The organism is Colwellia sp. BRX10-3 (assembly GCF_014077505.1).
Taxonomy (GTDB): domain Bacteria; phylum Pseudomonadota; class Gammaproteobacteria; order Enterobacterales; family Alteromonadaceae; genus Cognaticolwellia.
In genome coordinates this window covers 338,555-363,744 of sequence record NZ_JACGWA010000002.1, presented here as the reverse complement: position 1 = coordinate 363,744, position 25,190 = coordinate 338,555, and the positions used below count along the sequence as shown (strand labels likewise).

The window sequence follows — 25,190 nt, the reverse complement described above, 5'->3', positions numbered from 1 at the left end:
TGATTTCTACGCTATATTTCTAATGTCATCAGCAATACTATCTATGGTATATGATAGCTTTTTAGGGGAGAACTTTGACAACAGTTCAAGAACTTCAATCTTCCTTTTTTTATTAAAAACTGTATTGGTATCCTCGGTTTTTATTAACAGTGGAAGCTCAACAATATTTTGAGGTTGAACTAATTTTTGTTCAGGTGTTTTACGTAATATTTCAGTGCGCATAATTGATATATGCTCTGGATAATCAAACCCAAAACGAACCAAGTTTTTACCAATGGCATGAATATATACCTCTCCCTCCCTTAGGCTAAATGAGTCTCCCTCTATTAACCTTACTGTTTTCGTTACGCCTTCTTCTAGGTGGATATCAACATGTACTCCAGATTTCATAATGTGTATGACTTTTAATAAATCAGCTCCAATAAGAATTGACTGTGAACTTTTTCGTGACAATGACAACATAAATAATACTCCATGATATTTAAAACAAACGTACACCAATTGATGTACACTTAATTTATTACATAGCGCATCAAATGTCAACCATTTGGTGTACACTCTATTGTATTGCCCCTTATAAGTGATTACCAAAAGGTGTACAATAGTTCTTTATCCCGTTAAATCATCAATTCTTAGGCACACAAAATGAATACCAAAAATAGTCCATGGAATGAGCTATTAGATCAAACAAAAGCTGTTCATAATATTAAAAGTGATGCTGCTCTTGCCAAATTGCTTGGTAAAACAAGAAGCCATATATCAGCAGTACGAGTCGGAGATAAAAATCTGTCAATTGAAACCGCTGAAAAGCTATTTACACTACTGGGTTTAGATATCAATGATTATGTTCATAAGATGTTTATGCCTATTAGAAATGAAAAGAGCAAAGAAAGACTTGAACCACAAATTAAAGAGCTCAGAGCTGCTTTACTTGAGCGTTCAGGAGGTATTTGTGAGCTATGTGAAAATTTTATGCCTTTTTGCTTGCCTGATGGATCTCCGTATACGGAATTGGCATATATTGAACAAGGCGCCAGTGCTGATAAGTATCAAGCGTGTAACTTTGCGGCACTCTGCCCTAATTGTCACCGACAACTAGATGTACTAAAAAATAAGGCTGATATAAAAAGACTACTAACTAAGATAAAATAAACAACCGCTAGCTATTCAGCCCTATTTTCAAAACAGAGTGATTGAATTGAAGTAATCACTTTTTTTGAGATCACAAATACCTCAAAAGTCGACTAAGGAGACTTTTGCCAAGTTGAACTACCCTATTCTTCAAAAACAGCGATTCCACTTAGGAAACTTTTGCCAAGTTGAACTACCCTATTCTTCAAAAATACCGATTCCACTTAGGAGACTTTTGCCAAGTTGAACTACCCTATTCTTCAAAAACACCGATTCCACTTAGGAGACTTTTGCCAAATTGAACTACCCTATTCTTCAAAAACAGCGATTCCACTTAGGAGACTTTTGCCAAATTGAACTACCCTATTCTTCAAAAACAGCGATTCCACTTAGGAGACTTTTGCCAAATTGAACTACCCTATTATTCAAAAACAGCGATTCCACTTAGGGGAACTTTACTAAGGTGGACGACCCTATTCTTCAAAAGCACCGATTCCACTTAGGAGACTTTTGCCAAATTGAACTACCCTATTCTTCAAAAACAGCGATTCCACTTAGGGGAACTTTACTAAGGTGGACGACCCTATTCTTCAAAAACACCGATTCCACTTAGGAAACTTTTGCCAAGTTGAACTACCCTATTCTTCAAAACAGCGATTCCACTTAGGGGAACTTTATTAAGGTGGACGACCCTATTTAGTATGCTATATAATTAGTGACCTAGATTGATACGTTTATAGCAAAGAAAATATTAAGTATCATCGCGGCTTAGAACATACTACTTGTGCTCTGGAAGCCTTTACAATATTGCCATTTTAGTTTTAAAAAGATCTAACTAAATTCCTCCCCATTAGGACACTCTTAACAGCAATCCTTAGATGATTTGGTGGGGTGGTTCGGCAAAAACCTGAGGATTGTAAACGAGGTTTACACTTAATAAAAAACACATTGTAAGGTTTAAACTCAGGGCTAACTATCCACTGTTCGAGTCCACCTAACAAGGCATACCAAGCTAAAGTAAGTAACAATAAAGAGGCTTTCATTACCGCGCTGTCAGACAACCTCTGTGGTGCTTGTTGGTCGAGTAATAATCATGTGATGCCTCTATCAATATAAGATCGGTTGTTTGATAGATATACAGCGATCATTAATACGCTTCATGATGATCGTTTTAAGCTTATCATCAAGGGATGAATAAGCGATGACTTCAGTTGCTGCTTTTTGAAGATCATCAGTAAAGTTCATGATCACTTTTTCAGCTACTCGCTGTTTAATCCCTAACGCCCCTAACAACAAAATAAAGTCATATTGCGTGTAATACCCATAAACGTCATGGCTTGAGCTAAAGTCACCTTCCGTTTCAATTTCCAATAAAGATAATGATAAATACACCGTATCATACTCAGGATATGGCGCTACGCTAAGTACATCGTATAGGGGGGTGAATCCGTCCATGATATGCGTTTTGCTTGAGGGCTTGCGTTGCAGTGAAAAGTTTTTTAAATGTAAATCATTGTTTCCCACAATATAAGAAAACAACACAAGTTTTACGGCTTGAGCTGCAATGGCAGTAGCACCACCACACGCCTTTACCATGGTTTTTATACACGTTTCATAAGACAGCGCATCGCTACCCTTATTCAAGGGGTGAACATCACAAATACTAGCGCCATCTTCAATGAAGAAATTAATACCTGCTGTTGATGTTAAATCAAATCGTTTTGTCACATACGCCAACTCACCATCTTCAAAAGGCGCCACTGAGCACTTTGCGACCTTTATTTTTAACCGCTCCGCTATCTTCATGATGGCGTGTTCATTTTCTGCTAACTGAGGAAAATGTTTTGGTGTGGGTTTTACGATGTATTCGCCTTGGTTACTGGGCACTAAAACATTATTTTCTAGGGTCATAAACATTTTACGTTGAACGCCTGAAATAGAGGTACCAGTTGTATGATCCACCACCATTTCATCAAACGAATCCGAAGTTCCCTTGACTGAAACGGGCTCTGATTGTTGGTACATTGCTTTGAGGTGAGACGTAGAAAAGCCATGATGTAGTTCTTTTTCTTTCGTATTGCGTAAATCGCCTTTACAAAACATGGTTATTCCTTAATTTTGTTTTTTAAAACACTAATCGCACCAATTAACTCTTTTCCGTTCTCTAACAGCAAACCAAAAGAGTCTGCTTTATCAAGCCGTGCTTTGTTTGCTTGGTGGGTACGTAACCAACCTTCAGAAATGAGATTAGCAAAAAAGGTAGGAAAAGTATCAAACTCAAACTTGTTAGGAGTTAATGCAAAACGGTACCCAATCGGAGCACCAAAATCTAAGTAATCAGCATCATATTCAAACGTATAGCTTTGTTGTTTTAAGTCGCTAAATTCGGTAAGTACACCAGCAAAATGATTGTTGCAATAGACATAACCAATACGATTAGGCATAGGGGGTCTAAACTGATCCATTGTGGCGCCCTATTAAGATTTCTAAGCCAATCACCGATGCAATAGAAGAAATGGTAGTCATAGTGGCTTTTTCTGGGTTTTTCAGTGCTGCTGTGAGTGTTGACGATGAAATATCAGCAAGGAGGCAAATCTCGCCTTTAGTTGAAGGAGTTTTCTTACAAAAGTCATCAACACAGTCATTTAATTCAGTCAATTTGAATAAGTCTTTAGATGCAGCGGCTTCTTTTGATGCTTTCATAAGAGCAAGCTCTGCTTCCTTGACTGCTCTCAAGGCTTCATTTAGTTCACGCTTCATTATAGATCCCTAGATTTGTACGAATATAGTTACCTGAATAACAATAATCTTATTTATTTGGGAATACAAGTAGGTAATCGTATATATTTACGATTTATTAATATAAAAAACACAAGTTCCAATATAAATATGATTATGATTATGATACCAGCAACATAACTTAATTGAATTGTGGTTGTTTTCAAGTCGTTTGAATACTTCCAAGTTCTTCTAGGATTATTATACTTTGACAGACACCTCATCTTTAGCCCGATTTTGGTGTCAGTTTATAGAGAGCAGATCCGTGTCCTTGTTGATTTCTTGTATAGTCTCCTGAATAGTTCAGTTAAATCATAACCTAAGAGAGTGTACTCCATAAATAGATTTATGCTCCATAATGAGATAACTTAACCCAGCTTTACGATTAAAAATGCAATTTAACCTGTACTTTCGACTCTCATATTTGTACCCACATCATAAATCTTAGTAAGTTATTAATTCATCCATGTGATCAGCCCATTTTTGAAGCCATTCTTTACAATCTTCTTCATATTTATGTAAGTCATAAGTGCCTTCGATACCTGAACGAGCGTGCCCCAGTACAGCTTCAGCAACCTCATTTCTACACTTTAATCGAGATAAACCTGTTCTAACTGTACGGCGAAGATCGTGAGGGACCCAATGCTCTATATCAAGCATTTTTTCATCCCTACGCATTAGCCATGCTTGCTCAGTGATAGCTTTTTGCTGAATAGGCAATTTGGTTTTAAACGAGGGGAAAAGATACTTACCTGTTTCTAAACGAAGTTGTCTCAAAAAGTCAATCGCCTGTTTTGATAATTGAACATATCTTTCAACATCCGTTTTTGTCGCTTTGAGGTGCCATGTTGCCTTATTTAAATCAATGTCATTCCACTCTGCTTCACAGACCTCCCCTGTACGGCAACCTGTCCAAAGTGTAAACCTTAGAATTCTTTTTTGCGTTTGAGTAAAGGCAGAGCTAGGTAGCCAATTCAAAAATTTGGATAACTCCCTGTCAGAAAAAACTCGAGTTGCTCTCTTTGAAGTCAGACGAACTTTTGCCTGACGGAGGCTGTTTTTTGCTAACAAGGCAGGATTGGCAAATTCATCAGGAAACTTTTCAAGTCCTATAGAGTATTCGTATGCGGCATTAAATTCTCTCAGCACGTTACCAGCTTGGACATTTGAGCCTCGTTCAACTATTCCCATGATCATATTAACGATATTTTTTCGCGTAACGTCCTCTGCATATCGGTCACCCAACTCTTTTACTGCATCACAGTAAAGTGTTCTTCTAGTTTCATCTTGGCCTTTTTGCTTCCTTGCTCCAGCGATGACCTTGCCATCAACTGTACGATCTTCGATGTACTGAGATAAATAAAGTTCTATAACATCCGCGACAGTCATTCTTGATGATAGTTTTTTTTCAATTATAGCTTTATCTTTTTTAGCTATTTTTTGTTCACTAGCGGGACAACGACCATCATTACGAATTACTTTTAATTCTTGCAATTTCACCCTAGCATCAGCTAGTGATATAGAAGGAAATCGGCCAATTTTAATTTGGCATAATTTATTAGTGATAGGACTTTTATATCGATAACAAAATGTTTTAGTGCCCGCTTTAGCACAAGATACGCGCAAACCTTCATTTTCCTCTATATCCGACAGATCTTTATCTTTGTGCTTCATTGCTTTAATTGTCGCTGCGTTTAAAGATTTTCGTTCTTTTAGCATTTAATTGCGTCCTTATTCATGGCAGGTATAGCACTAACTTTTTAATATCAGTATGATTGCATTTATAACTTAGAATGTTAGTAAACTAGCCGATCTGGTGTAGGTTTTTTAATGGTTCGATTATACACTAAAAAAACCTACACCAAAACCTACACTTATTGGTGGGATTACATGGAATAAATTGAAATTTCAGCTTATTTCACTAGATTACAACAAACACACAAACAGCCACGTAGTAGGCTATACAGAACTAAAAAGTGTAATAAAAACATGCAAGATTTATCCTCACATACCCCTATGATGCGTCAGTACCTAACCATTAAAGCAGAATTTCCTAATATTTTAATTTTTTATCGTATGGGTGATTTTTATGAGCTGTTTTTTGATGATGCAAAAAAAGCATCTGATTTACTCGACATTTCATTAACTGCACGTGGCAAAACGGGTGGTAATGCCATTCCTATGGCTGGCGTGCCTTATCATGCCGTCGACGGTTATTTAGCTAAGTTAGTAAAATTAGGAGAGTCAGTCGCTATTTGCGAACAAATTGGCGATCCCGCGACAAGTAAAGGTCCGGTTGAGCGTAAAGTAGTTCGTGTTGTTACACCTGGTACCATCAGTGATGAAGCCCTATTGAGCGATCGACAAGATAATTTAATTGTTGCGGTTCATCAAACATCAGAAGGTTTTGGTCTAGCGTATTTAGATATGACCAGTGGCCGTTTTGTTTTAGTGGAACCTAGAACTGAAGAGCAAGTTCAAGCTGAACTACAACGTTTATCTCCAGCTGAATTGTTATATCCTGAATCATTAATCGCTAGTAATATTATTGCCGGCCGTAAAGGTTTGCGCCGACGTCCCGATTGGGAGTTTGATTTAGAAACCAGTAAAAGCTTACTCAATAAGCAGTTTGGTACTCAGTCATTGTCAGGTTTCGGTGTTGAAGACAAACCATTAGGTATCGCGGCGGCAGGCTGTTTATTTCAATATGTAAAAGATAGTCAGCGTACCGCAATGCCGCACATTAGGGCCCTTATTGGTGAAAGCGCATCGAGTGCAGTTATTCTCGATGCGGCCACTCGTCGTAATTTAGAATTAACGCAAAACCTACAAGGTGGCAATGAAAATACCCTAGCGGCAATTATTGATAAAGCAGCCACACCTATGGGTTCAAGATTACTCAAACGTTGGATACATTTTCCACTGCGCGATCTTACGGTCTTAAATAACCGTCAAAACGCTATTGAAGAAATACTACAGCAAGATTTGTCTTTTGAACTTAATGCTAACTTAAAACAATTTGGTGACATTGAACGCATTGTAGCGCGTATTGCTTTGCGCTCTGCCCGTCCTCGTGATTTTGCACGGTTACGTAATGCTTTAATGCACTTACCTGACTTACAAGCACTAACCGCTAGCTGTTCACAAATACACTTAGCCGCATTGATTAAGCAATGTCAGCCAATACCGGCAACACAAGCACTATTAGAAAGTGCGATTGTTGAAAACCCGCCAGTGTTAATTCGTGACGGTGGCGTTATCGCGCCAGGGTATAATGACGAATTAGATGTACTGCGCGATTTAAGCGACGGTGCAACAGAGTTTTTAGCACAACTAGAAGCGCGCGAAAAAGAACGTACGGGTATTCAATCACTAAAAGTTGGCTACAACCGAGTGCATGGTTTCTATATTGAAATGAGCCGCAGCTCAGCTATAGATGTACCCGATGATTATATTCGCCGACAAACCTTAAAGAATAACGAACGTTTTATTACTAACGAATTAAAGCAACATGAAGAAAAAGTGCTCTCAGCTCAAAGTAAGTTTCTTGCCCTTGAAAAACGCTTATATGAAGCCTTATTTGACCAAATATTACCTGAGTTAGAAAAACTGCAATTACTCGCACAATCGTTATCTGAAATTGATGTCTTAACTACCTTTGCTGAACGCGCCGAAACGTTAAATTATGTTAAACCAGTACTACAAGAAGACAGCGGTATTAATATAGAAGCCGGTCGACATGCAGTGGTTGAACAAATGACAACTGAACCTTTTATTGCCAATCCGGTTGTACTGAACGACTCTCGAGAAATGTTGATTATTACGGGCCCTAATATGGGCGGTAAATCGACTTATATGCGTCAAACTGCGTTAATTGTATTACTGGCGCATATTGGTTGCTATGTGCCAGCAAGTGCAGCAAAAATAGGTATGGTAGATAGAATATTCACCCGTATTGGTGCTTCAGATGATTTAGCCAGTGGTCGTTCAACCTTTATGGTAGAAATGACAGAAACCGCCAATATTTTGCATAATGCTACCAATAAAAGTTTAGTACTATTAGATGAAATTGGTCGTGGTACGAGTACTTATGACGGTTTATCATTGGCTTGGGCCTGTGCTGAAATGCTCGCGATAAAAACTAAAGCCTTCACCCTTTTTGCTAGCCATTATTTTGAATTAACCTTACTGGCTGAACAAATAGATACCTTAGCGAATGTCCATCTTGACGCGGTCGAACATGGTGACAGCATTGTCTTTATGCATACGGTTCAGGAAGGTGCGGCGAGTAAAAGTTTTGGTTTACAAGTAGCTCAACTTGCTGGTGTACCAAGAAGTGTTATTCAGCGAGCAAAACAACGCTTAGCTGAGCTTGAAAACATGCAAGCACCTTCTGTTATAACTCATGAGCCCCAAGTATTTGAGCAATTGTCATTAATGGATAAGCGCCACCCGGTTATTGAAGAATTAAGCACAGTAGATGTGAATGACTTGAGCCCTAAAATGGCTTTAGATTTACTCTATAAATTGAAAGAATTACTGTAAAAATCTAGCAGTTCCACTGCATGAAGCAAAAAAGTAGACCTAAAAAAACCAGCAATCGCTGGTTTTTTTAATTCATGTAATTATAAAGATAAACTTATAACACTATACTTGAAACAATGCCTCGATAGACAAGTTTTGTTGGCTTAAAATATCGCGTAACCGCTTCAATGCTTCCACTTGAATTTGACGAACGCGTTCGCGTGTTAAGCCTATTTCGACACCAACATCTTCTAATGTTGCAGCTTCATAACCTAGTAAACCAAAACGTCTTGCTAATACTTCACGTTGTTTGGAATTGAGTTCATTCAGCCAATCTACAATACTGTGCTTAATGTCGGTGGTTTGCAATTTAGTTTCTGGTCCTCCGCCTTTTTCATCAGGGATAACGTCTAATAAAACTTTTTCACCTTCACCACCAAATGGCGAGTCAACTGAAGCAATACGCTCATTTAAACGTAGCATTTTGCTGACATTTTCTACCGGTACATCAAGTTCTAAAGCGATATCTTCTGCGGTTGGTTCATGATCCAACTTTTGCACTAACTCACGGGCTGTGCGTAGATAAATATTGAGTTCTTTAACAACATGGATAGGTAATCGAATAGTGCGCGTTTGATTCATGATGGCACGTTCAATTGTTTGTCGAATCCACCAAGTGGCATAGGTAGAAAATCTAAAACCGCGTTCAGGATCAAATTTTTCAACGGCACGTATCAGGCCTAAATTGCCTTCTTCAATGAGATCTAACAGAGGTAAACCACGATTATTGTAACGGCGAGCAATTTTCACGACTAAACGAAGATTACTTTCTATCATTCGTTTACGAGAACGTTCGTCACCTTTTAGAGAAAGGCGAGAAAAGTAGACTTCTTCTTCTGCGGTTAACAGTGGCGAAAATCCGATTTCACTTAAATATATTTGTGTTGCATCTAAACTTGAAGGTGCCACTTCATCAGGCATTTCTATCTTGAGCTTGACGCTTTTTGGCTTTTCCTTCTCCGCAACATCAGAACATGTAATTTCTTTTTCTATGCCCATATTATATCTCCCGCTCTAGCATCCGCTAAATCTATTGACTAATTATTCACATTGTCCTCAATCTATTTTTGATAAATTTTTATTATTATTTCGGCAAATACTTCATAGGGTTAACTGATTTTCCGCGAAAGCGAACTTCAAAATGAAGCATGACTCTTTCAGCGTCAGTATCGCCCATTTTGGCAATTACTTGACCGGCTTTTACAACTTGCTGTTCTTTGACTAGAATGCGATCGTTATGGGCGTATGCACTGAGGTAATCTTCGTTATGTTTAACTATGACTAACTGGCCGTATCCCTGTAACGCATCACCGGCATAAACCACTTTACCGTCTGCAGTTGCTTTTACCGAATCACCGCGTCGCCCGGCAATGTCGATTCCTTTATTTCCTTGCTTTGCGGAGGAAAACTTATGAATTACTTTTCCCTTCGCAGGCCATCGCCATTTTCTAATTTTCTGTGAAAAAGCAGTGGCTTGTTGTTGAACCTTTTTGCTTGTTTTTTGTTCAGCTACATTTCCACCATACTCCTGCTTTTTCTTCTGTGCAATAGGTTTTGTTATAACTTTTTGTTTTGACGAGTTATAGCTTTTACGCTTAGTGCTATTAGGACTAGGCTTGCTCGGGTTTTTGGTTAAAAATAATTTTTGTTGTGGAAAAATATTGTAAGGCGCTTTTATATTATTGATCGTAGCTAAGGTACGTACATCGACATCTGCACGCCAAGCTATTGAATATAAAGTTTCACCTTTTTTAACTATATATTCACTTCCAGTAACACTGTTTTTGAGTCTTTGACTAAGAGGAAGTGAACCTTGCACATCAACAACAGGGGCAGGTTTGCTTCGACTCGAGCAGCCATTAATAGCGACTATTATCAGTAACATCAATAAATTGTTAGCGCTAAATAAGTGACCTTGCATCCATTTCGTCATAACTAACAAAACACCCTTTATCGTGTCGCAATATAAGCAATAATAATGGCGCTAACAACAAGCCAACCTAAAACATCGATCCACTGTTTAAGCTTTTTCTCCATTGGCGCTCCGCCCCAACGAATAATACCTGCCACTAAGAAAAAACGCATTCCACGGCCAATTGCTGACGCTAATAAAAATGGTAAAAAAGCCATACTTAGAAAACCAGCACTAACGGTAAATAGCTTATAAGGTATGGGAGAAAAGCCAGCAATAAATACCACCCAAACACCCCATTCGCTAAACCATAACATGGCTTTATCGAAACGCGCTTGATAACCAAACTCAGTAATGAGTGGCTGTATCCAAGGTTCGAACATCAGATAACCTAAGCCATAACCGACAATACCGCCAAGCACTGAAGCTATCGTTGTTATAGTCGCAAAACGCCATGCTTTATCGCGCTGCGCCATCACCATAGGTGCTAATAAAACGTCAGGAGGAATAGGAAAAAAAACCGATTCAGCAAAGGTTAAAATAGCTAAAATTCTAGGCGCAAACTTATGTTCAGCCCATTTAAGTGTCCATTCATATAATGCAGAAAATATTTTCACAAATTATCCTAAAGCGCCTGGAACAAGTGGAACGAAACGAACAGCTTCAATTTGCTGTTCTTTAAATTCATCACCATGGCGGGTAATTAATTTCAAAATTTGGCTTTGCTCACCAACCGGAATAATCAAGCGGCCACCGTCTGCAAGCTGCTCTAATAATGCTGCAGGTACCTCAGTAGGTGCAGCAGTTACTATAATGGCTTGAAACGGAGCTTTGCTCTGCCAGCCTTGCCAGCCATCGCCATGCTTCATTGAAATATTATGTAAGTCCATGCTGCGCAATCTTCGTTTTGCTTGCCATTGCAGTGATTTTATACGCTCAACAGAAAACACTTTAGGCGTTAACTGCGCCAAAATAGAGGTTTGATAACCTGAACCCGTACCTATTTCTAGAATACTGTCAGGCACACCATCAGCAAGTAACAACTCTGACATTTTTGCCACAATATAGGGTTGTGAAATAGTTTGCCCTTGGCCAATCGGCAGCGCCGTATTGTCATAAGCTTTATGCGCTAAAATTTCAGGCACAAATATATGGCGAGGAGAGCGTGCAATAGCGCCTAATACTTGTTGATTTTTGATGCCTTCAACCAGTAATTTTTGCGCCAGTAATTCTCCACTTCGACTCGACTTCCCGCCGATATTACTGCCTACTCTGGCATTGATATTACTTAGTTTCATATTGAAAGTTCATTAATCCATTCTGTCATTTGAGACATGCTTTTATAAGCGGTCATGTCTATTGTTAACGGGGTAATTGATGCATAGCCATTAGCTACAGCGTGAAAATCAGTGCCAACGCCAGCATCAAGTTCTTGTCCTAATGGGCCATACCAATAAATATCACGTTGCCAAGGATCTTTCACCTTTTTCATCGTTTCTGCTTTATGGCGATTACCTAATCGAGTTACCTGAATACCTTTTAATTCATCTAGTGGCACATCAGGCACATTAATATTAATAATTTGATCACTCGGCAACGGGTGCAACAACAAGCGTTCAATAAACTTGGCGGTAACCACGGCTGCTGTTTGGAAGTGTTTTGGGTCAGAAGATACTAACGACACTGCTATGGCGGGCATACCTAAATGGCGACCTTCTGTTGCGGCCGCTACCGTGCCAGAGTATATAGTATCATCACCTAAATTAGCGCCGTGATTTATACCAGCCACCACTAAATCAGGTTTTGGATCCATCAACTGGGCTGCGCCTAAGTGCACCGCATCAGTTGGCGTGCCATTGACAGAAATAAAACCATTTTCTAATGTGTGCGCGCGTAATGGATTTAATAGCGTTAACGAGTTACTTGCGCCGCTACAATTTCTATCTGGGGCTATTACGGTTACGTCAAACACTTTTACTAGCTCGTCAAAAAGTACTTTAATGCCATCAGCATTAACACCGTCATCATTACTCAGTAATATTCTCATGCTTAGCTTTTTAGCTCCGTATTATTGTCGACTGTGTTAATAACCGTTTTATTTGTATCTGCTGAGTGCCTAGTTGCCCCAATATCAACACGTTCTGTCATGTCTTTGTAATCTATTAATTCACGCATAATAGTGGTGGCATAAGCGCCTGAGGGTAAGAAAAATGATAAGGTTACCACGTCGTTATCTACTGTAATGTCAGTGTTTTTAATATTTAAGCGGATACGACGGCGTTCTTGTTTTAAGCCAAAACGCGGTAAGCCCTCACAAAATGCTTGTTGCCCTTCAGCAATACTTTGCTCAAAAGCACGCGCATCGCCGGTTGTCATTAACTCACCTGCGCCCCACATTGGCGCAGTTATATCTAGATCATGCTCTACCAGTCGAGATGTTAAACTTTCATCCATAACATCGGCGAGAAATACTGACTGCGTACCCGCTAACATCAATACATCGCCATTCACTAAGCTATCAAATGTTTGTTGCTCAATACGTTCGCTAATCATTTGGTTGAAAATTAATGAGCGAGCTGCTGATAAATACATGCCACGCTTTTTCTTATCTTTAACTTTTTGGCCGGAGAATAAACCCAAGGCTTTTTCAATGTTACCGCCATTAATACCAAAGCGTTGCTCACCAAAGTAGTTCGGTACGCCAAAATTACTCACCACGTGCCAACGTCTTACCAGCTCGTCAATATCTGTCACATCACGTAAAGTAATTTCAAAACGATTACCGTCTAAACCACCAATACGCAATTTTTTGTTATGGCGTTTCGACGCTAGTACTTCAACACCTTCGATGTTTAAGTCACTTAAGTCGTAACTTTGCTTGCCGGGCACATGCACACCAAACCATTGTTCAGTTACAGCAAATCGATCTTTTAAACCTGCATAGGAAACTAACGATTCTTTTACGGAAAAATATTGCGCTAATTGCTTGGCAACAAAAGCGGTATTGGCGCCAGTTTTTCGAATATGAATAAAAAGATGTTCACCTTCACCACAAGGTTCAAAGGGGATTTGTTCAAAAACTTTAAAGTCTGAACGATGGCGACGCAACAAACCAGTCGACTTTGGTTTGCCATATAAATAAGAAAATTTAGGTAATGGTGATTGGTTTTGCTCAGCCTCTTCAACTTTGGCTTGGACTATTTCTTTGTCTTTTTCTTTGCTTTGATTAATCGGTTCGGCAGTTGTTGTAAACTTGCTGTTATTTTCAGCTTTCATTAATAACACTACGGCATGTACCGACACGCCTTCTTTTCGGCCAACATAACCTAATTTTTCAGTAGTGGTTGCTTTAACATTAACTTGTTCAATATCTGCTTGTAAGTCTTGTGCTAAACATTCACGCATAGCTAGCAGGTGAGGTGATATTTTAGGCGCTTGCGCGCAAACAGTAATATCCGCATTACCTAAGCAGTAACCTTTGTCTTGCATTAAGCCAACCACATGGCGTAATAAAATTCGACTAGAAATATTTTCGTATTGGCCGTCAGTATCGGGAAAGTGGTTACCAATATCGGCTAAACATAATGCCCCTAAAATTGCGTCACATAGAGCATGAATAGCAACATCACCGTCAGAATGAGCAATAAAACCAAATTCGTGAGGAATAGCAACACCAGCTAAAAATACTGGCCCCACGCCGCCAAACTTATGAACGTCAAACCCGTGACCTATTCGCATACTGCCTCTGATGGTAAATTATTTATTTGTTGATTAAGAATAAACTCAGCTAAAAACAAATCTTCTGGTTGAGTAATTTTTATATTGTCACTGCTGCCACTTACCAAGCCACTTGCATAACCCAAAGCTTCCATCGCTGATGATTCATCCGTAATGCTTATACCGCTTGCTAAAGCTGATGTAATAGCTGAGGTTAGTTCATTCGTTTTATACATTTGTGGTGTAAGTGCATGCCACATTTGGCTGCGCTCTAAAGTGACTGTTACTAGTTGAGCAGTATTTGCTTGCTTCATAGTATCGCGAACGGGGGTTGCTAATAGGCCGCCATGATCATTTTCAAGACAGTAGTTTATTAACCGCGTTAAATCTTGGTGACGAACACAAGGCCTTGCTGAATCGTGAACCAAAACCCATTGATGCTGCAGCGCATTTAACTGTTTCAAACCTGAAAGCACCGAATCAACACGTTCTTTTCCGCCAACAACACAGCTAATATTGGGATTATTCGCTAGCGAGGTACTGGGAAAGTATTCATCATTTTCACCTAAGGCAATAATGACATGAGAAATTGCATCATGGCTGAGTAAACGCTGAACCGTATGTTCTAAAATGGTTATATTATCAATAGTTAAATATTGTTTTGGACAAGACGAACGCATGCGTTTTCCAACACCGGCTGCAGGCACTACTACGGTAAAATGCCCTGTTGAGTTGTTCATTATCGCAATCGTTCCTTCTTTTCGGCATCTTTATCATTAGGGATAACGCGGAAAAATGTTTCACCCTCTTTGATCATACCTAATTCATGGCGCGCACGTTCTTCAATAGCTTCAGTGCCAGATTTCAAATCGTCAGTATCGGCATAAAGTAATTTATTACGTTGCTTTAGCTTATTATTATTAGCTAATTGCCTAGTAACTTCTTCTTCTAATGCTAGATAATCAGGCACACTGTTTTTACCAAACCAAAGTCGGTATTGCAAAAGTACAAGAAAAAGTAGTAAAAGTGCCGTGATCAGCCGCATAAAGTATCTAAAGTCGATATCGAAGATGGTTATTGATACGCTATTATAAATGCGTACCGCCTGCTGTAAACACCCAACAAGATTTAAAATCAATTGTCAGGCAAATTTACCCTTGGTTGTTTGAAATTACGCCAGTTAATTGTACATGATAGAAGCAACTCGCGTAACGATGGCAGTATCGGTTGTAATTTTCTGCTATTTTGCCAGCAATGGCCTGCACATGCTGCTGTCATTATTTGTTTTGTTGGCTTGAGTAAATTAGCTGTGCGGTGATTTACTTCGCTTTCTGCCTCACTCTTTATTCCATTCTTTATTTCACTCTGTATTCCACACTTATCTTCACTCTTAGCAGCATTACTTGCGCCGCTTGGCGTTACATTATCTGCTAAAGAAAACCAGCCATAAACGTTGGTGCGAAAGCGTTGTTTTTCTAAATCAATTCGGTCGATACTATCAAGCACAATATGACTATTTAACCCGATAGGTACTACTAAGCCATGAACTAAAGGATGGCTTTTATACCAAGCAATAACATTTTCATCGTAAGCCGACAATTGGCTTATTGATGGGAGAGTACTGACTTGCTTTGCTGACCAACTGGCATTTTGAATATCTAACTCAAGCGGCGTTTGGGCATTTAATAACGCAAAAGCTGTGCGTTTAACATAATGAGGTAAGCTTTTAATACGGCTTTGCAAGCCTGCTAACGCTGAATATTCATTGCGGGCTAGGGTCATTAACTCTCGTTCATAAAGGGCATTACAAAGTTCAGCAAAGTCTGATGACTGCTGCTCCGATTGCCATAATAATGATTGAGTGACCATGAATTTAACAACTGCTTTAATTAACGCCGATAATTTAAGCATACTTGATTGTTGTGTAAAGATAAAACAGCACAACAATATTTTGTTTATCAATAAGCTGTATCAGCCAAACGATATTATCCTAAGCAAAAGGATTTTGGTTATTAATACCCATGGGTTCTCTCATTGAATCCATCAATCACCTTTAATCGGTAAAACCAATATGAACACTCTTACTTAAATAAAAATGCTTGAAAGCAATATAAACAAGGTTAATATTATTGATAGGAAGTGGCGATAGCTCACGCAACTATCTTGTTTACAAAGTCGTGTGAGCTATGATCTCTCTGACGAATAAAAACTGTACTTAAATCATCATTATTTATCACTCAAACGAGCATTTGAAAGTGGTTTGGGTATAATATAAAAAATAGTTTTTCAGCAAGTTTTGGAGCAAAGCAATGAGCGTAATTGAAGTAAAGCATCCCCTAATTAAACACAAACTCGGCATAATGCGAGAAGCCGACATAAGTACTAAGCGTTTTCGCGAACTTGCCTCTGAAGTTGGCTGCCTTTTAACTTATGAAGCCACTAAAAACCTTGAAGTAGAAACTAAAACTATCAATAGTTGGAGTGGTGAAATTCAAGTAGAACAAATCAAAGGTAAAAAAGTTACTGTTGTGCCTATTTTACGTGCGGGTTTGGGCATGATGGACGGCGTTTTAGAACTTATTCCTAGCGCTCGTATCTCGGTTGTAGGCATGTACCGTAACGAAGAAACACTCGAGCCTGTGTTTTATTTTGAAAAACTAGCGGGTCAAATAGAAGAACGACTAGCACTAGTGATTGACCCTATGCTTGCCACTGGCGGCTCTATGGTTGCAACCATAGACTTATTAAAAGAACGTGGCTCAACAAATATTAAAGCACTCGTTTTAGTTGCAGCGCCAGAAGGTATTGCCGCATTAGAAAAAGCACACCCAGATGTTGAGCTTTATACCGCCTCTGTCGATGAGCGCTTAGATGACGCTGGCTATATATTGCCAGGCTTGGGTGATGCTGGAGATAAAATTTTCGGCACTAAGTAATTCTGGTACTTGTTACTTTTAACACAGCTAAAAAATTCAATGTTTTAACCTGACTATACTGCCGGCTTGCTGGCAGTTTTATTGAGTAAAGTATGAAAGCAGAAAATAACCCAGTAAAAACCCTAGATCATAATAATCAATCACTCATTAAAGAAGTATTAACCGGTACTCAAATGCTATTTGTCGCTTTTGGCGCTTTAGTATTAATGCCATTATTAACTGGCCTAGACCCTAACGTAGCTTTGTGTACCGCAGGTATAGGTACCTTGTTATTCCAACTGGTAACAAAACGCCAAGTTCCGGTATTCTTAGCTTCTTCATTTGTTTTTATTGCCCCTATTATGTACAGCACTCAAACGTGGGGAATACCGGCTACAATGGGTGCACTAGCGGTTGTGGGCGTTGTTTATGTTTGTTTTAGTGGTTTGATTAAAGCTCGTGGCGTTGGTTTTATTAGCAAGTACCTACCTCCTATTGTAACTGGCCCTATTATAATGGTGATTGGCTTATCACTGGCTCCCGTTGCCGTTCATATGGCTTTAGGTAGAACCGGTGATGGTTCAGCGCAATTAATTGATCAGTCACTTGCCCTAACTATTTCATTACCTGCCCTTTTAACTACCTTGTTAGTATCAGCCTTCAGTAAAGGCTTTATGCGATTAATGCCGATATTATCGGGTATTGTAGTCGGTTATTTTTTATCGCTTTATCACGGTATTATCGACTTTACGCCAGTACAAAATGCCGCTTGGTTTGCTGTACCTAAATTTACCGCACCTGAATTTAATTGGCATGCCATTATATACATGTTGCCGATCGCCATTGCGCCAGCCATTGAACACATTGGTGATATTTTAGCCATAGGCTCAGCAACCGGTAAAAACTACATTAAAAAGCCTGGTTTACACCGTACGCTATTGGGTGATGGTATAGCGACGACTGCCGCATCAATGTTAGGTGGACCACCTAATACCACTTACTCAGAAGTTACCGGGGCGGTAATGCTAACCAAAGCGTTTAATCCAAGAATTATGACTTGGGCTGCTTGTACAGCGATTATTATGGCCTTTGTTGGTAAGCTGGGGGCTTTACTGCATACCATACCCGGTGCCGTAATGGGCGGTATTATGATGCTTTTATTTGGTTTAATCGCCAGCGTTGGCTTAGGTAGTTTAGTGAAAGCGAAAGTTGATTTTGACCAGCCAAGAAACTTCATTATTTTTGCCGTGGTATTAGTTTTTGGGATTGGCGGTATGGCATTAAACTTAGGCGGTTTTAGCATTCAAGGCATTAGCTTATGTGCGCTAGTCGCTATAGGGTTAAACTTACTTTTACCTAAAGAAGAAACAAAGGCTTAACGCTAAAAGCCGCTGCAAATTAAAAGGCCTGCCCACTATTGTGTTCAGGCCTTTAATATAATTTTAGTTGGAAATAAAAGCGGAGTTTTAGCCTGAAAAATTAACGTAATACTTGACTGCTGAACCACTAATACTCAGCAGTCAAGTTTATTAGCCTCAACAAGCCCTAATGCTTGCCAAGGAATATCAGTTTTCCAGTGAGTGATCCATTCAGGTATATCACCCGCTGGCATGGGACGAGCAATGCCATAACCTTGAGCCAACTGACACCCCATTTGCAATAGTGCTATTCCATGAGTAATGGTTTCTACACCTTCAGCAATCACGTCGCGTCGGAATGCTTTAGCGAGTCCTATGACACTTTCAACAATCGCGCAATCGTCTGCATCTTCTAGCATGTCGCGCACGAAGCTCTGGTCGATTTTAATCAATTGTGCTGGTAAGCGTCTTAGATGGGTTAGTGAAGAGTACCCTGTACCAAAGTCATCTAAAGCAAATCGTACACCTAGCTCATGGCATGCATTCATAGTTGCAGAGACTTTGCTGATGTCATGTAATGCACTGGTTTCCAGTATTTCTAATTCTAGACTGTTTGGGTTCACTTCAGGGTGAGCTGCCAATAATGCTGCTAGGCGAGTGGCGAAGTTATCTTGTTGTATTTGATAACCACTAATGTTGACACTGATAGGTAGGTTGACTCCCATATTTTGCCACTGACTTATTTGTATCAATGCACTAGTGATGACCCATTCCCCTAGCTCCAGACTAATGGCATGACCTTCGATTATCGGTAAGAAATCTAAAGGTTGAACTAAACCACGCAGCGGGTGCTGCCAGCGGATTAAAGCTTCCACACCTTTTACTTCGCCAGTGTTTATATTCACCTTAGGTTGATAATAAAGCACAAACTCAAATTGCTTCATTGCCAAACGAATATCATCTATATTTTCTAATTGGGTTTTACTCGCATTCTCTCGTACGGTATCAAACAGGCGATAACAGTTTTTGCCTTCTTGCTTAGCAACATACATAGCTTGGTCGGCATGACGCATAAGTTGGTCAGCGTCGGAGTCGTCTTGAGGATAAAGTGTCACACCAATGCTCGCTGATACTTGCATCACGCCACAGTTCAAGTCAACAGGGGTAGAAGCGGCTTTTAGAAGACGTTCAAGTGCCGGCTGAGTTTCCTCAGAGTGCGCTAAATCTACCATGACTGCGATAAATTCATCACCACCAATACGCGCCAGAGTATCACCTTCACGCAATGCTTTTTTCATCCGCTGTGACACAGCAACAAGTAGCTCGTCCCCCACACTGTGCCCGTGGTTATCATTTATTTCCTTGAAACCATCTAAGTCCATAAAGACAACCGCTAATGACTGATTACGACGTTTGCACTGTACCATAGCGTGGTTTAGGCGGTCTGCTAGTAATACACGGTTAGGTAAGTTGGTCAGTACGTCGTAGTGAGCAATATGCTCCAGTTGCCCCTGGTATGCCTTCATTGCTGTAATGTCAGTACATAATGAAACGTAGTGCTGCACGAAACCAGCAGAATTTTTCACAGCGCTGATAGTGAGCATAACGGGAAATACTTCACCATTTTTACGGCGGTTCCATATTTCACCACGCCAATGGTCTTGTGTTAGTAGCGTATCCCACATTTCAGCATAAAATGTCGGCGAATGGCGCCCAGATTGAAGTATTTTAGGGTTTCTCCCCAGCACTTCCTCAGAAGTGTAGCCAGTAATGCTGCTGAAAGTACTGTTGACTTCAGTAATAGTAGCGGTGGCATCGGTTATCATGATGCCCTCATCGGCATGGCTGAAAACACTTGCAGCGCGTTTTAACTTATGTAGAAGAAGCTCTTTCTCTTTATTGGCAATGACTAACTCATCTGCTCGCTTGTCTTTCTCTTGGTTTTGAAAGGCAAGCTCTGTGTTCGCAAGGGCCAACTCATCTGCTCGCTTATCTTTCTCTTGGTTTTGAAAGGCAAGCTCTGTGTTCGCAATGATTAATTCATCTGCTCGCTTATCTTTCTCTTGGTTTTGAAAGGCGAGTTTTTCGTTCGCGATGTCTAATTCATCTGCGCGCTTATCTTTTTCTTCGTTAGCAATATCTAACTCATCTGCGCGCTTATCTTTCTCTTCATTTTGAAAGGCAAGTTCATGGTTCGCAATGATTAATTCATCTGCTCGCTTATCTTTCTCTTTGTTTTGAAAGGCGAGTTTTTCGTTCGCGAGGTCTAATTCATCTGCGCGCTTATCTTTTTCTTCGTTCGCGATATCTAATTCATCTGCGCGCTTATCTTTCTCTTTATTTTGAAAGGCAAGTTCTTTGTTCGCAATGATTAATTCATCTGCTCGCTTATCTTTTTCTTCGTTCGCAATGAATAACTCGTCTGCGCGCTTACCTTTTTCTTCTTTCGCAATGACTAACTCGTCTGCGCGCTTACCTTTTTCTTCTTTCGCAATGACTAACTCGTCTGCGCGCTTATCTATTTCTTTTTTTTGAAAGGCTATTTCTTCGTTCGCGATATCTAACTCATCTGCGCGTTTATCTTTCTCTTCATTTTGAAAGGCTATTTCTTCGTTCGCAATGACTAATTCATCTGCCCGCTTATCTTTTTTTTCATTTACAATATCTAACTCGTCTGTGTGCTCGGTCATGTCTTCGATGGCCAATAAAATAATATGTTCTCTAGCTTCAGCTAGTTCAATTTGTCGAGCATTCAACAGCAATATTCGTCGACCAATGATGGCAAAATCGTGCTCAATTAAATAATCATCACAATGGGGCTTTTGTGGCAAGATGGTTTCCAGTAGATCTCGAAGTAAGGAAATATTGAATTGCTTATTGGCTAGCTCAAAAATATAGTGCCCGATAGTATTTGCAGGCTTAAGCTTAAAAAGTTTATAAAAGGAATTGCTTACAGTGACCACCCTTAAATCCTGATCCAACATAATCGAGGGTTCCCGCATCGTGTGAATGATACCCTCGAAGTACTCCAACATATCTTGATTAGTTTTTACATCGAGCATTTATAATCTCACTTTACAGATTCAGTGTTGTCACTTATTGTGTAACCTTTGAAGGAAGGGCTGTTGACTTGAGAGAGCCATCGCTAAATGCATTTATTAATAACGTGAAAATTTGTTATGTGTTATTTGTTAAATGACTACATTGAGTTTAGCACATATACCTAACGACGAAGCTTCATGCCAATTGCAAAATAAACGGATATTTATGCTTATGGTCAAAACCTTCTTATTAAAAATTAAGCTAGTTAGGGCTAACAACTGCGTTCTATATTGGCAACCAGTCGCGCAAGTTAGTTTGATAGTTCAATGAATAGCTTTGCATACTGGGTTGTTAATGCTTGCCGATCTACGACTACATAGACTTTAACCTAAAAACGTTTATGTTTGTAAATAAAGAGTGAAAATAGCTTTCCTATCAGCATTAGGTTTTTTTAACTTTACACGAAAAAGCCACTCATAGAGTGGCTTTTATAATATTTGAATAACGCTTAATTAGCAGCATGGTGATAAAAAAAAGGAGGTTTCACGCATCTGACAAGTATCAGTGAGAATAACCTAGGCCCTTTAGTTTGATATGCTGAGGTTAACTTAGCAAAAAACTTGTGATTATTGGCCTTTAACTTCTGACAAACCATTAAATATAGCTTTATCGCCTAGAAATTCTTCAATACGTAACAATTGGTTGTACTTAGCAACACGGTCAGAACGACATAAAGAACCGGTTTTAATTTGACCTGCCGCTGTACCAACCGCTAAATCAGCGATAGTAGCATCTTCAGTTTCACCCGAGCGATGAGAGATTACCGCAGTAAAGCCAGCATCTTTCGCCATTTTGATAGCAGCTAACGTTTCAGTTAATGTTCCGATTTGGTTGAACTTGATTAAGATAGAGTTACCAATACCGTTTTCAATACCACGCGCTAGAATTTTAGTGTTGGTAACGAATAAATCATCTCCAACGATTTGAACTTTATCGCCTAGTAATTTAGTTTGGTAGGCAAAACCGTCCCAATCTGACTCGTCTAAGCCGTCTTCAATTGAAATAATTGGGTATTCTTCACAAAGTGTTGCTAAGAAATCAGAGAATTCGTTAGCCGTGAATTGCTTACCTTCACCTTTAAGGTCATAAATACCTTTATCAGCATCATAAAACTCAGAAGCAGCACAATCCATTGCTAAGGTTACGTCTTTACCTAATTCGTAACCCGCCGCGGCAACAGCTTCTTTGATTACCGCTAAAGCATCAGCATTTGATGCTAAATCTGGGGCAAAACCACCTTCATCACCAACAGCAGTATTTAAACCTTTTGCCGACAATACTTTTTTCAAGGCATGGAAAATTTCAGCACCCATACGCAGTGCTTCTTTAAAGCTTTTAGCACCAACAGGTTGCACCATAAATTCTTGAATATCAACGTTGTTGTCAGCATGTTCGCCACCATTAATGATGTTCATCATAGGTAATGGTAGTGAGTATTGACCCGGCGTGCCGTTAAGATCAGCAATGTGCTCAAATAATTGCACTTTCTTGTCCATTGCGGCGGCTTTAGCTGTCGCTAATGAAACAGCAAGAATGGCATTAGCACCGAAAACTTCTTTGTTTTCTGTACCGTCTAAATCAATCATGATTTGATCTATGTTCGCTTGCTCTAAAGCATTTTTGCCTTTTAGCGCATTCGCAATTTCGTTGTTAACAGCAGAAACGGCTTTTAAAACACCCTTACCTAAGTAACGTGCTTTGTCGCCGTCACGTAATTCAAGCGCTTCACGAGAACCTGTTGATGCGCCAGAAGGAGCTGCAGCTCGACCCCATGCACCAGATTCTAAATAAACGTCAGCTTCAACAGTTGGGTTACCACGAGAGTCCATGATTTCGCGAGCGATAATTTTACTAATATTCGACATTATATTCCCTATTCCTTACTAGCTGCACATGGCAGGTTATAAACGATAAATTAAATTGGTTTAGATTTTAGCTTAAAAAAACAGCTTAAAAAAAACCGCAACAATAAGCTACGGTTTTCATTAGTTAGGTTTAACTTGATTGCTGTTTTTGATGTTCAAAAGCGGCAGCAACAAAGCCAGTAAAAAGCGGGTGACCATCACGAGGAGTTGACGTAAACTCGGGATGGAACTGCCCAGCAATAAACCAAGGGTGATTAGGATTTTCAATCACCTCAACTAAGGTTTTATCCGTAGATAGTCCCGAGAACACTAAGCCAGCTTTGCTTAATTGTTCGCGGTAGTTATTATTTACCTCAAAACGATGACGATGTCTCTCATAAATTGTTTCACTACCATATACGTCATATGCCTTGGTACCTTTCACAATGTGACACAATTGTGACCCTAAGCGCATGGTGCCACCCAAGTCAGATTCAGCATTTCGGTATTCTACTTTGCCTTCTTCATCTAGCCATTCATTAATTAAACCAACAACAGGGTGCGGTGTTTCAGCATTAAATTCAGTGCTATGAGCGTCTGTTAAGCCGGCAACATTACGGGCATATTCAATCAATGCTACTTGCATACCTAAACAAATACCTAAATAAGGTATTTTGTTTTCGCGAGCATATTGTGCAGTTAAAATTTTACCCTCAACACCACGCTCACCAAAACCGCCTGGCACTAATATAGCATCTAAGTCTTTAAATATTTCAACACCTCTAGACTCAACATCTTGTGAGTCAATATATTGAATTTTAACTTTTACTTGGTTTTGAATACCTGCGTGCTTTAACGCTTCGTTTACTGACTTATATGCATCAGGTAATTCGGTGTATTTACCCACCATGCCAATAACAACTTCGCCTGATGGGTTAGCTTCTTTGTAGAGTACTTGTTCCCAATCAGATAAGTCTGCTTCTGGCACATCAAGACCAAAACGTTGAACCACTAACTCGTCAGCACCTTGCGCTTTAAGTAAGGCTGGTACTTTATAAATAGAGTCAACATCACGCAGTGAAATAACAGCTTTGCCTTCTACATTAGTAAATAGTGATATTTTAGCGCGTTCATTGGCTGGAATGGCACGTTCACTTCGACAAACTAAAATATCTGGAAAAATACCAATAGAACGTAACTCTTTAACAGAATGTTGTGTAGGTTTAGTTTTAATTTCGCCAGCTGCAGCAATATAAGGCACTAAGGTTAAGTGCATAAACATTGCACGTTCACGGCCTAGCTCAACGCCTAGTTGACGAATGGCTTCTAAGAACGGTTGTGATTCAATATCACCCACCGTGCCGCCAATTTCAACCATCGCAATATCGTAACCTTCAGCCCCTTCAATTACCCGACGTTTTATGTCGTTAGTAATGTGAGGAATAACTTGAATAGTGGCACCTAAAAATTCACCTTTACGCTCGCGTGCTAGAATATCTTGATAGATACGCCCCGTAGTGAAGTTATTGCGCTTGGTCATTTTGGTACGAATGAAACGCTCGTAATGACCTAAATCTAGATCTGTCTCTGCACCATCTTCAGTAACAAAAACTTCACCATGTTGAATTGGGCTCATTGTGCCCGGATCAACATTTATATAGGGGTCAAGTTTTAACATGGTAACTTTTAAACCACGTGCTTCGAGAATTGCCGCTAATGATGCTGCAGCAATACCTTTACCAAGAGACGATACAACGCCGCCAGTAACAAAAATATATCTAGTTGTCATGCGATACCCAGAGTCAGGAAAAACAGAAATTTTGCACTAAATTGATTTGATATTTTGCAA

At 39.6% G+C, this 25,190-nt stretch carries 21 protein-coding genes and 1 pseudogene; 4 read left to right on the top strand and 18 right to left on the bottom strand.

What is annotated here, in order from left to right:
* Positions 1–6 precede the first annotated feature (6 nt).
* Positions 7–462, bottom strand: a complete 456-nt coding sequence (locus H4J38_RS06635) for a hypothetical protein (RefSeq protein WP_182130711.1) — start codon at positions 460–462, stop codon at positions 7–9.
* A gap of 183 nt (positions 463–645) precedes the next feature.
* On the opposite strand from H4J38_RS06635, the gene H4J38_RS06630 reads away from it, so the two are divergent.
* Positions 646–1,152 carry a helix-turn-helix domain-containing protein gene (locus H4J38_RS06630; protein WP_182130709.1) on the top strand — a complete coding sequence of 169 codons (507 nt, stop codon included), beginning with the start codon at positions 646–648 and terminating at the stop codon, positions 1,150–1,152.
* 1,086 nt (positions 1,153–2,238) lie between these two features.
* On the opposite strand, the gene H4J38_RS06625 is transcribed toward H4J38_RS06630, so the two are convergent.
* From H4J38_RS06625 to H4J38_RS06610, 4 genes are all read right to left on the bottom strand, one after another.
* Positions 2,239–3,234 carry a type II toxin-antitoxin system HipA family toxin gene (locus tag H4J38_RS06625; protein WP_182130707.1) on the bottom strand — a complete coding sequence of 332 codons (996 nt, stop codon included), beginning with the start codon at positions 3,232–3,234 and terminating at the stop codon, positions 2,239–2,241.
* A 2-nt stretch (positions 3,235–3,236) separates the two neighbouring features.
* Positions 3,237–3,596: a HipA N-terminal domain-containing protein gene (locus H4J38_RS06620; RefSeq protein WP_259365419.1), complete on the bottom strand. Its 360-nt coding sequence runs from the start codon at positions 3,594–3,596 to the stop codon at positions 3,237–3,239.
* Complete coding sequence (locus H4J38_RS06615; protein ID WP_182130705.1) at positions 3,583–3,891, bottom strand: hypothetical protein; 309 nt, start codon at positions 3,889–3,891, stop codon at positions 3,583–3,585. The genes H4J38_RS06620 and H4J38_RS06615 overlap by 14 nt, the downstream gene beginning before the upstream one ends.
* Positions 3,892–4,353: 462 nt before the next feature.
* Positions 4,354–5,628, bottom strand: coding sequence for a site-specific integrase (locus tag H4J38_RS06610; RefSeq protein WP_182130703.1), 1,275 nt, complete (start codon positions 5,626–5,628; stop codon positions 4,354–4,356).
* Between the two features lie 270 nt (positions 5,629–5,898).
* Between H4J38_RS06610 and mutS the strand changes: the two genes are divergently transcribed.
* Complete coding sequence (mutS, locus tag H4J38_RS06605) at positions 5,899–8,454, top strand: DNA mismatch repair protein MutS (RefSeq protein ID WP_182130701.1); 2,556 nt, start codon at positions 5,899–5,901, stop codon at positions 8,452–8,454.
* Positions 8,455–8,556: 102 nt separating this feature from the next.
* On the opposite strand, the gene rpoS is transcribed toward mutS, so the two are convergent.
* The 10 genes and pseudogenes from rpoS to H4J38_RS06555 all read right to left on the bottom strand — a co-directional run bounded on the left by rpoS (position 8,557) and on the right by H4J38_RS06555 (position 16,033).
* Positions 8,557–9,492: an RNA polymerase sigma factor RpoS gene (gene rpoS / locus H4J38_RS06600; protein ID WP_182130700.1), complete on the bottom strand. Its 936-nt coding sequence runs from the start codon at positions 9,490–9,492 to the stop codon at positions 8,557–8,559.
* Positions 9,493–9,577: 85 nt separating this feature from the next.
* Entirely contained in the window at positions 9,578–10,426 is an 849-nt protein-coding gene (locus H4J38_RS06595) for a peptidoglycan DD-metalloendopeptidase family protein (protein ID WP_259365418.1), read from the bottom strand.
* A 17-nt stretch (positions 10,427–10,443) separates the two neighbouring features.
* Positions 10,444–11,022: a YqaA family protein gene (locus H4J38_RS06590; RefSeq protein WP_182130698.1), complete on the bottom strand. Its 579-nt coding sequence runs from the start codon at positions 11,020–11,022 to the stop codon at positions 10,444–10,446.
* A gap of 3 nt (positions 11,023–11,025) precedes the next feature.
* Positions 11,026–11,703: a protein-L-isoaspartate(D-aspartate) O-methyltransferase gene (locus tag H4J38_RS06585; protein ID WP_182130696.1), complete on the bottom strand. Its 678-nt coding sequence runs from the start codon at positions 11,701–11,703 to the stop codon at positions 11,026–11,028.
* The gene (gene surE, locus H4J38_RS06580) at positions 11,700–12,452 is read right to left on the bottom strand and encodes a 5'/3'-nucleotidase SurE (protein WP_182130694.1); all 753 of its coding nucleotides are present in this window, start codon (positions 12,450–12,452) and stop codon (positions 11,700–11,702) included. Before surE ends, H4J38_RS06585 begins: the two co-directional genes overlap by 4 nt.
* Positions 12,453–12,454: 2 nt before the next feature.
* Positions 12,455–13,681 (bottom strand): tRNA pseudouridine(13) synthase TruD, encoded by a 1,227-nt coding sequence (gene truD, locus H4J38_RS06575; protein ID WP_182130835.1) that lies wholly within the window; start codon positions 13,679–13,681, stop codon positions 12,455–12,457.
* A pseudogene (gene ispF, locus H4J38_RS06570) lies at positions 13,667–14,143 on the bottom strand (2-C-methyl-D-erythritol 2,4-cyclodiphosphate synthase); the annotation flags it as partial. The gene truD and the pseudogene ispF, both read right to left, overlap by 15 nt.
* Positions 14,134–14,862 (bottom strand): 2-C-methyl-D-erythritol 4-phosphate cytidylyltransferase, encoded by a 729-nt coding sequence (gene ispD, locus H4J38_RS06565; RefSeq protein WP_182130692.1) that lies wholly within the window; start codon positions 14,860–14,862, stop codon positions 14,134–14,136. The gene ispD and the pseudogene ispF, both read right to left, overlap by 10 nt.
* Positions 14,862–15,167 (bottom strand): cell division protein FtsB, encoded by a 306-nt coding sequence (ftsB, locus tag H4J38_RS06560; RefSeq protein ID WP_182130833.1) that lies wholly within the window; start codon positions 15,165–15,167, stop codon positions 14,862–14,864. The genes ispD and ftsB overlap by 1 nt, the downstream gene beginning before the upstream one ends.
* A gap of 89 nt (positions 15,168–15,256) precedes the next feature.
* On the bottom strand, positions 15,257–16,033 hold the full coding sequence (locus H4J38_RS06555) for a hypothetical protein (RefSeq protein WP_259365417.1): 777 nt from the start codon (positions 16,031–16,033) through the stop codon (positions 15,257–15,259).
* Positions 16,034–16,431: 398 nt separating this feature from the next.
* Between H4J38_RS06555 and upp the strand changes: the two genes are divergently transcribed.
* Positions 16,432–17,058, top strand: a complete 627-nt coding sequence (gene upp, locus H4J38_RS06550; RefSeq protein ID WP_182130690.1) for a uracil phosphoribosyltransferase — start codon at positions 16,432–16,434, stop codon at positions 17,056–17,058.
* 92 nt (positions 17,059–17,150) lie between these two features.
* Entirely contained in the window at positions 17,151–18,416 is a 1,266-nt protein-coding gene (locus tag H4J38_RS06545) for a uracil-xanthine permease family protein (protein ID WP_182130688.1), read from the top strand.
* A 134-nt stretch (positions 18,417–18,550) separates the two neighbouring features.
* On the opposite strand, the gene H4J38_RS17155 is transcribed toward H4J38_RS06545, so the two are convergent.
* The 3 genes from H4J38_RS17155 to H4J38_RS06530 all read right to left on the bottom strand — a co-directional run bounded on the left by H4J38_RS17155 (position 18,551) and on the right by H4J38_RS06530 (position 25,130).
* The gene (locus H4J38_RS17155) at positions 18,551–21,397 is read right to left on the bottom strand and encodes an EAL domain-containing protein (RefSeq protein ID WP_404842595.1); all 2,847 of its coding nucleotides are present in this window, start codon (positions 21,395–21,397) and stop codon (positions 18,551–18,553) included.
* 666 nt (positions 21,398–22,063) lie between these two features.
* The gene (gene eno / locus H4J38_RS06535) at positions 22,064–23,362 is read right to left on the bottom strand and encodes a phosphopyruvate hydratase (RefSeq protein ID WP_182130686.1); all 1,299 of its coding nucleotides are present in this window, start codon (positions 23,360–23,362) and stop codon (positions 22,064–22,066) included.
* Positions 23,363–23,492: 130 nt separating this feature from the next.
* Positions 23,493–25,130 carry a CTP synthase gene (locus H4J38_RS06530; protein ID WP_182130685.1) on the bottom strand — a complete coding sequence of 546 codons (1,638 nt, stop codon included), beginning with the start codon at positions 25,128–25,130 and terminating at the stop codon, positions 23,493–23,495.
* Positions 25,131–25,190 lie beyond the last annotated feature (60 nt).

What these genes read in the sequence shown, in the direction of transcription:
- rpoS (WP_182130700.1), bottom strand. Translation starts at nt 9,492, where the DNA reads ATGGGCATAGAAAAAGAAATTACATGTTCTGATGTTGCGGAGAAGGAA.
- H4J38_RS06585 (WP_182130696.1), bottom strand. Translation starts at nt 11,703, where the DNA reads ATGAAACTAAGTAATATCAATGCCAGAGTAGGCAGTAATATCGGCGGG.
- eno (WP_182130686.1), bottom strand. Translation starts at nt 23,362, where the DNA reads ATGTCGAATATTAGTAAAATTATCGCTCGCGAAATCATGGACTCTCGT.
- H4J38_RS06595 (WP_259365418.1), bottom strand. Translation starts at nt 10,426, where the DNA reads ATGACGAAATGGATGCAAGGTCACTTATTTAGCGCTAACAATTTATTG.
- surE (WP_182130694.1), bottom strand. Translation starts at nt 12,452, where the DNA reads ATGAGAATATTACTGAGTAATGATGACGGTGTTAATGCTGATGGCATT.
- H4J38_RS06620 (WP_259365419.1), bottom strand. Translation starts at nt 3,596, where the DNA reads ATGGATCAGTTTAGACCCCCTATGCCTAATCGTATTGGTTATGTCTAT.
- upp (WP_182130690.1), top strand. Translation starts at nt 16,432, where the DNA reads ATGAGCGTAATTGAAGTAAAGCATCCCCTAATTAAACACAAACTCGGC.
- H4J38_RS06555 (WP_259365417.1), bottom strand. Translation starts at nt 16,033, where the DNA reads ATGCTTAAATTATCGGCGTTAATTAAAGCAGTTGTTAAATTCATGGTC.
- ispD (WP_182130692.1), bottom strand. Translation starts at nt 14,862, where the DNA reads ATGAACAACTCAACAGGGCATTTTACCGTAGTAGTGCCTGCAGCCGGT.
- H4J38_RS06625 (WP_182130707.1), bottom strand. Translation starts at nt 3,234, where the DNA reads ATGTTTTGTAAAGGCGATTTACGCAATACGAAAGAAAAAGAACTACAT.
- H4J38_RS06635 (WP_182130711.1), bottom strand. Translation starts at nt 462, where the DNA reads ATGTTGTCATTGTCACGAAAAAGTTCACAGTCAATTCTTATTGGAGCT.
- H4J38_RS06545 (WP_182130688.1), top strand. Translation starts at nt 17,151, where the DNA reads ATGAAAGCAGAAAATAACCCAGTAAAAACCCTAGATCATAATAATCAA.
- mutS (WP_182130701.1), top strand. Translation starts at nt 5,899, where the DNA reads ATGCAAGATTTATCCTCACATACCCCTATGATGCGTCAGTACCTAACC.
- H4J38_RS06630 (WP_182130709.1), top strand. Translation starts at nt 646, where the DNA reads ATGAATACCAAAAATAGTCCATGGAATGAGCTATTAGATCAAACAAAA.
- ftsB (WP_182130833.1), bottom strand. Translation starts at nt 15,167, where the DNA reads ATGCGGCTGATCACGGCACTTTTACTACTTTTTCTTGTACTTTTGCAA.
- H4J38_RS06610 (WP_182130703.1), bottom strand. Translation starts at nt 5,628, where the DNA reads ATGCTAAAAGAACGAAAATCTTTAAACGCAGCGACAATTAAAGCAATG.
- truD (WP_182130835.1), bottom strand. Translation starts at nt 13,681, where the DNA reads ATGAAAGCTGAAAATAACAGCAAGTTTACAACAACTGCCGAACCGATT.
- H4J38_RS06615 (WP_182130705.1), bottom strand. Translation starts at nt 3,891, where the DNA reads ATGAAGCGTGAACTAAATGAAGCCTTGAGAGCAGTCAAGGAAGCAGAG.
- H4J38_RS17155 (WP_404842595.1), bottom strand. Translation starts at nt 21,397, where the DNA reads ATGCGGGAACCCTCGATTATGTTGGATCAGGATTTAAGGGTGGTCACT.
- H4J38_RS06530 (WP_182130685.1), bottom strand. Translation starts at nt 25,130, where the DNA reads ATGACAACTAGATATATTTTTGTTACTGGCGGCGTTGTATCGTCTCTT.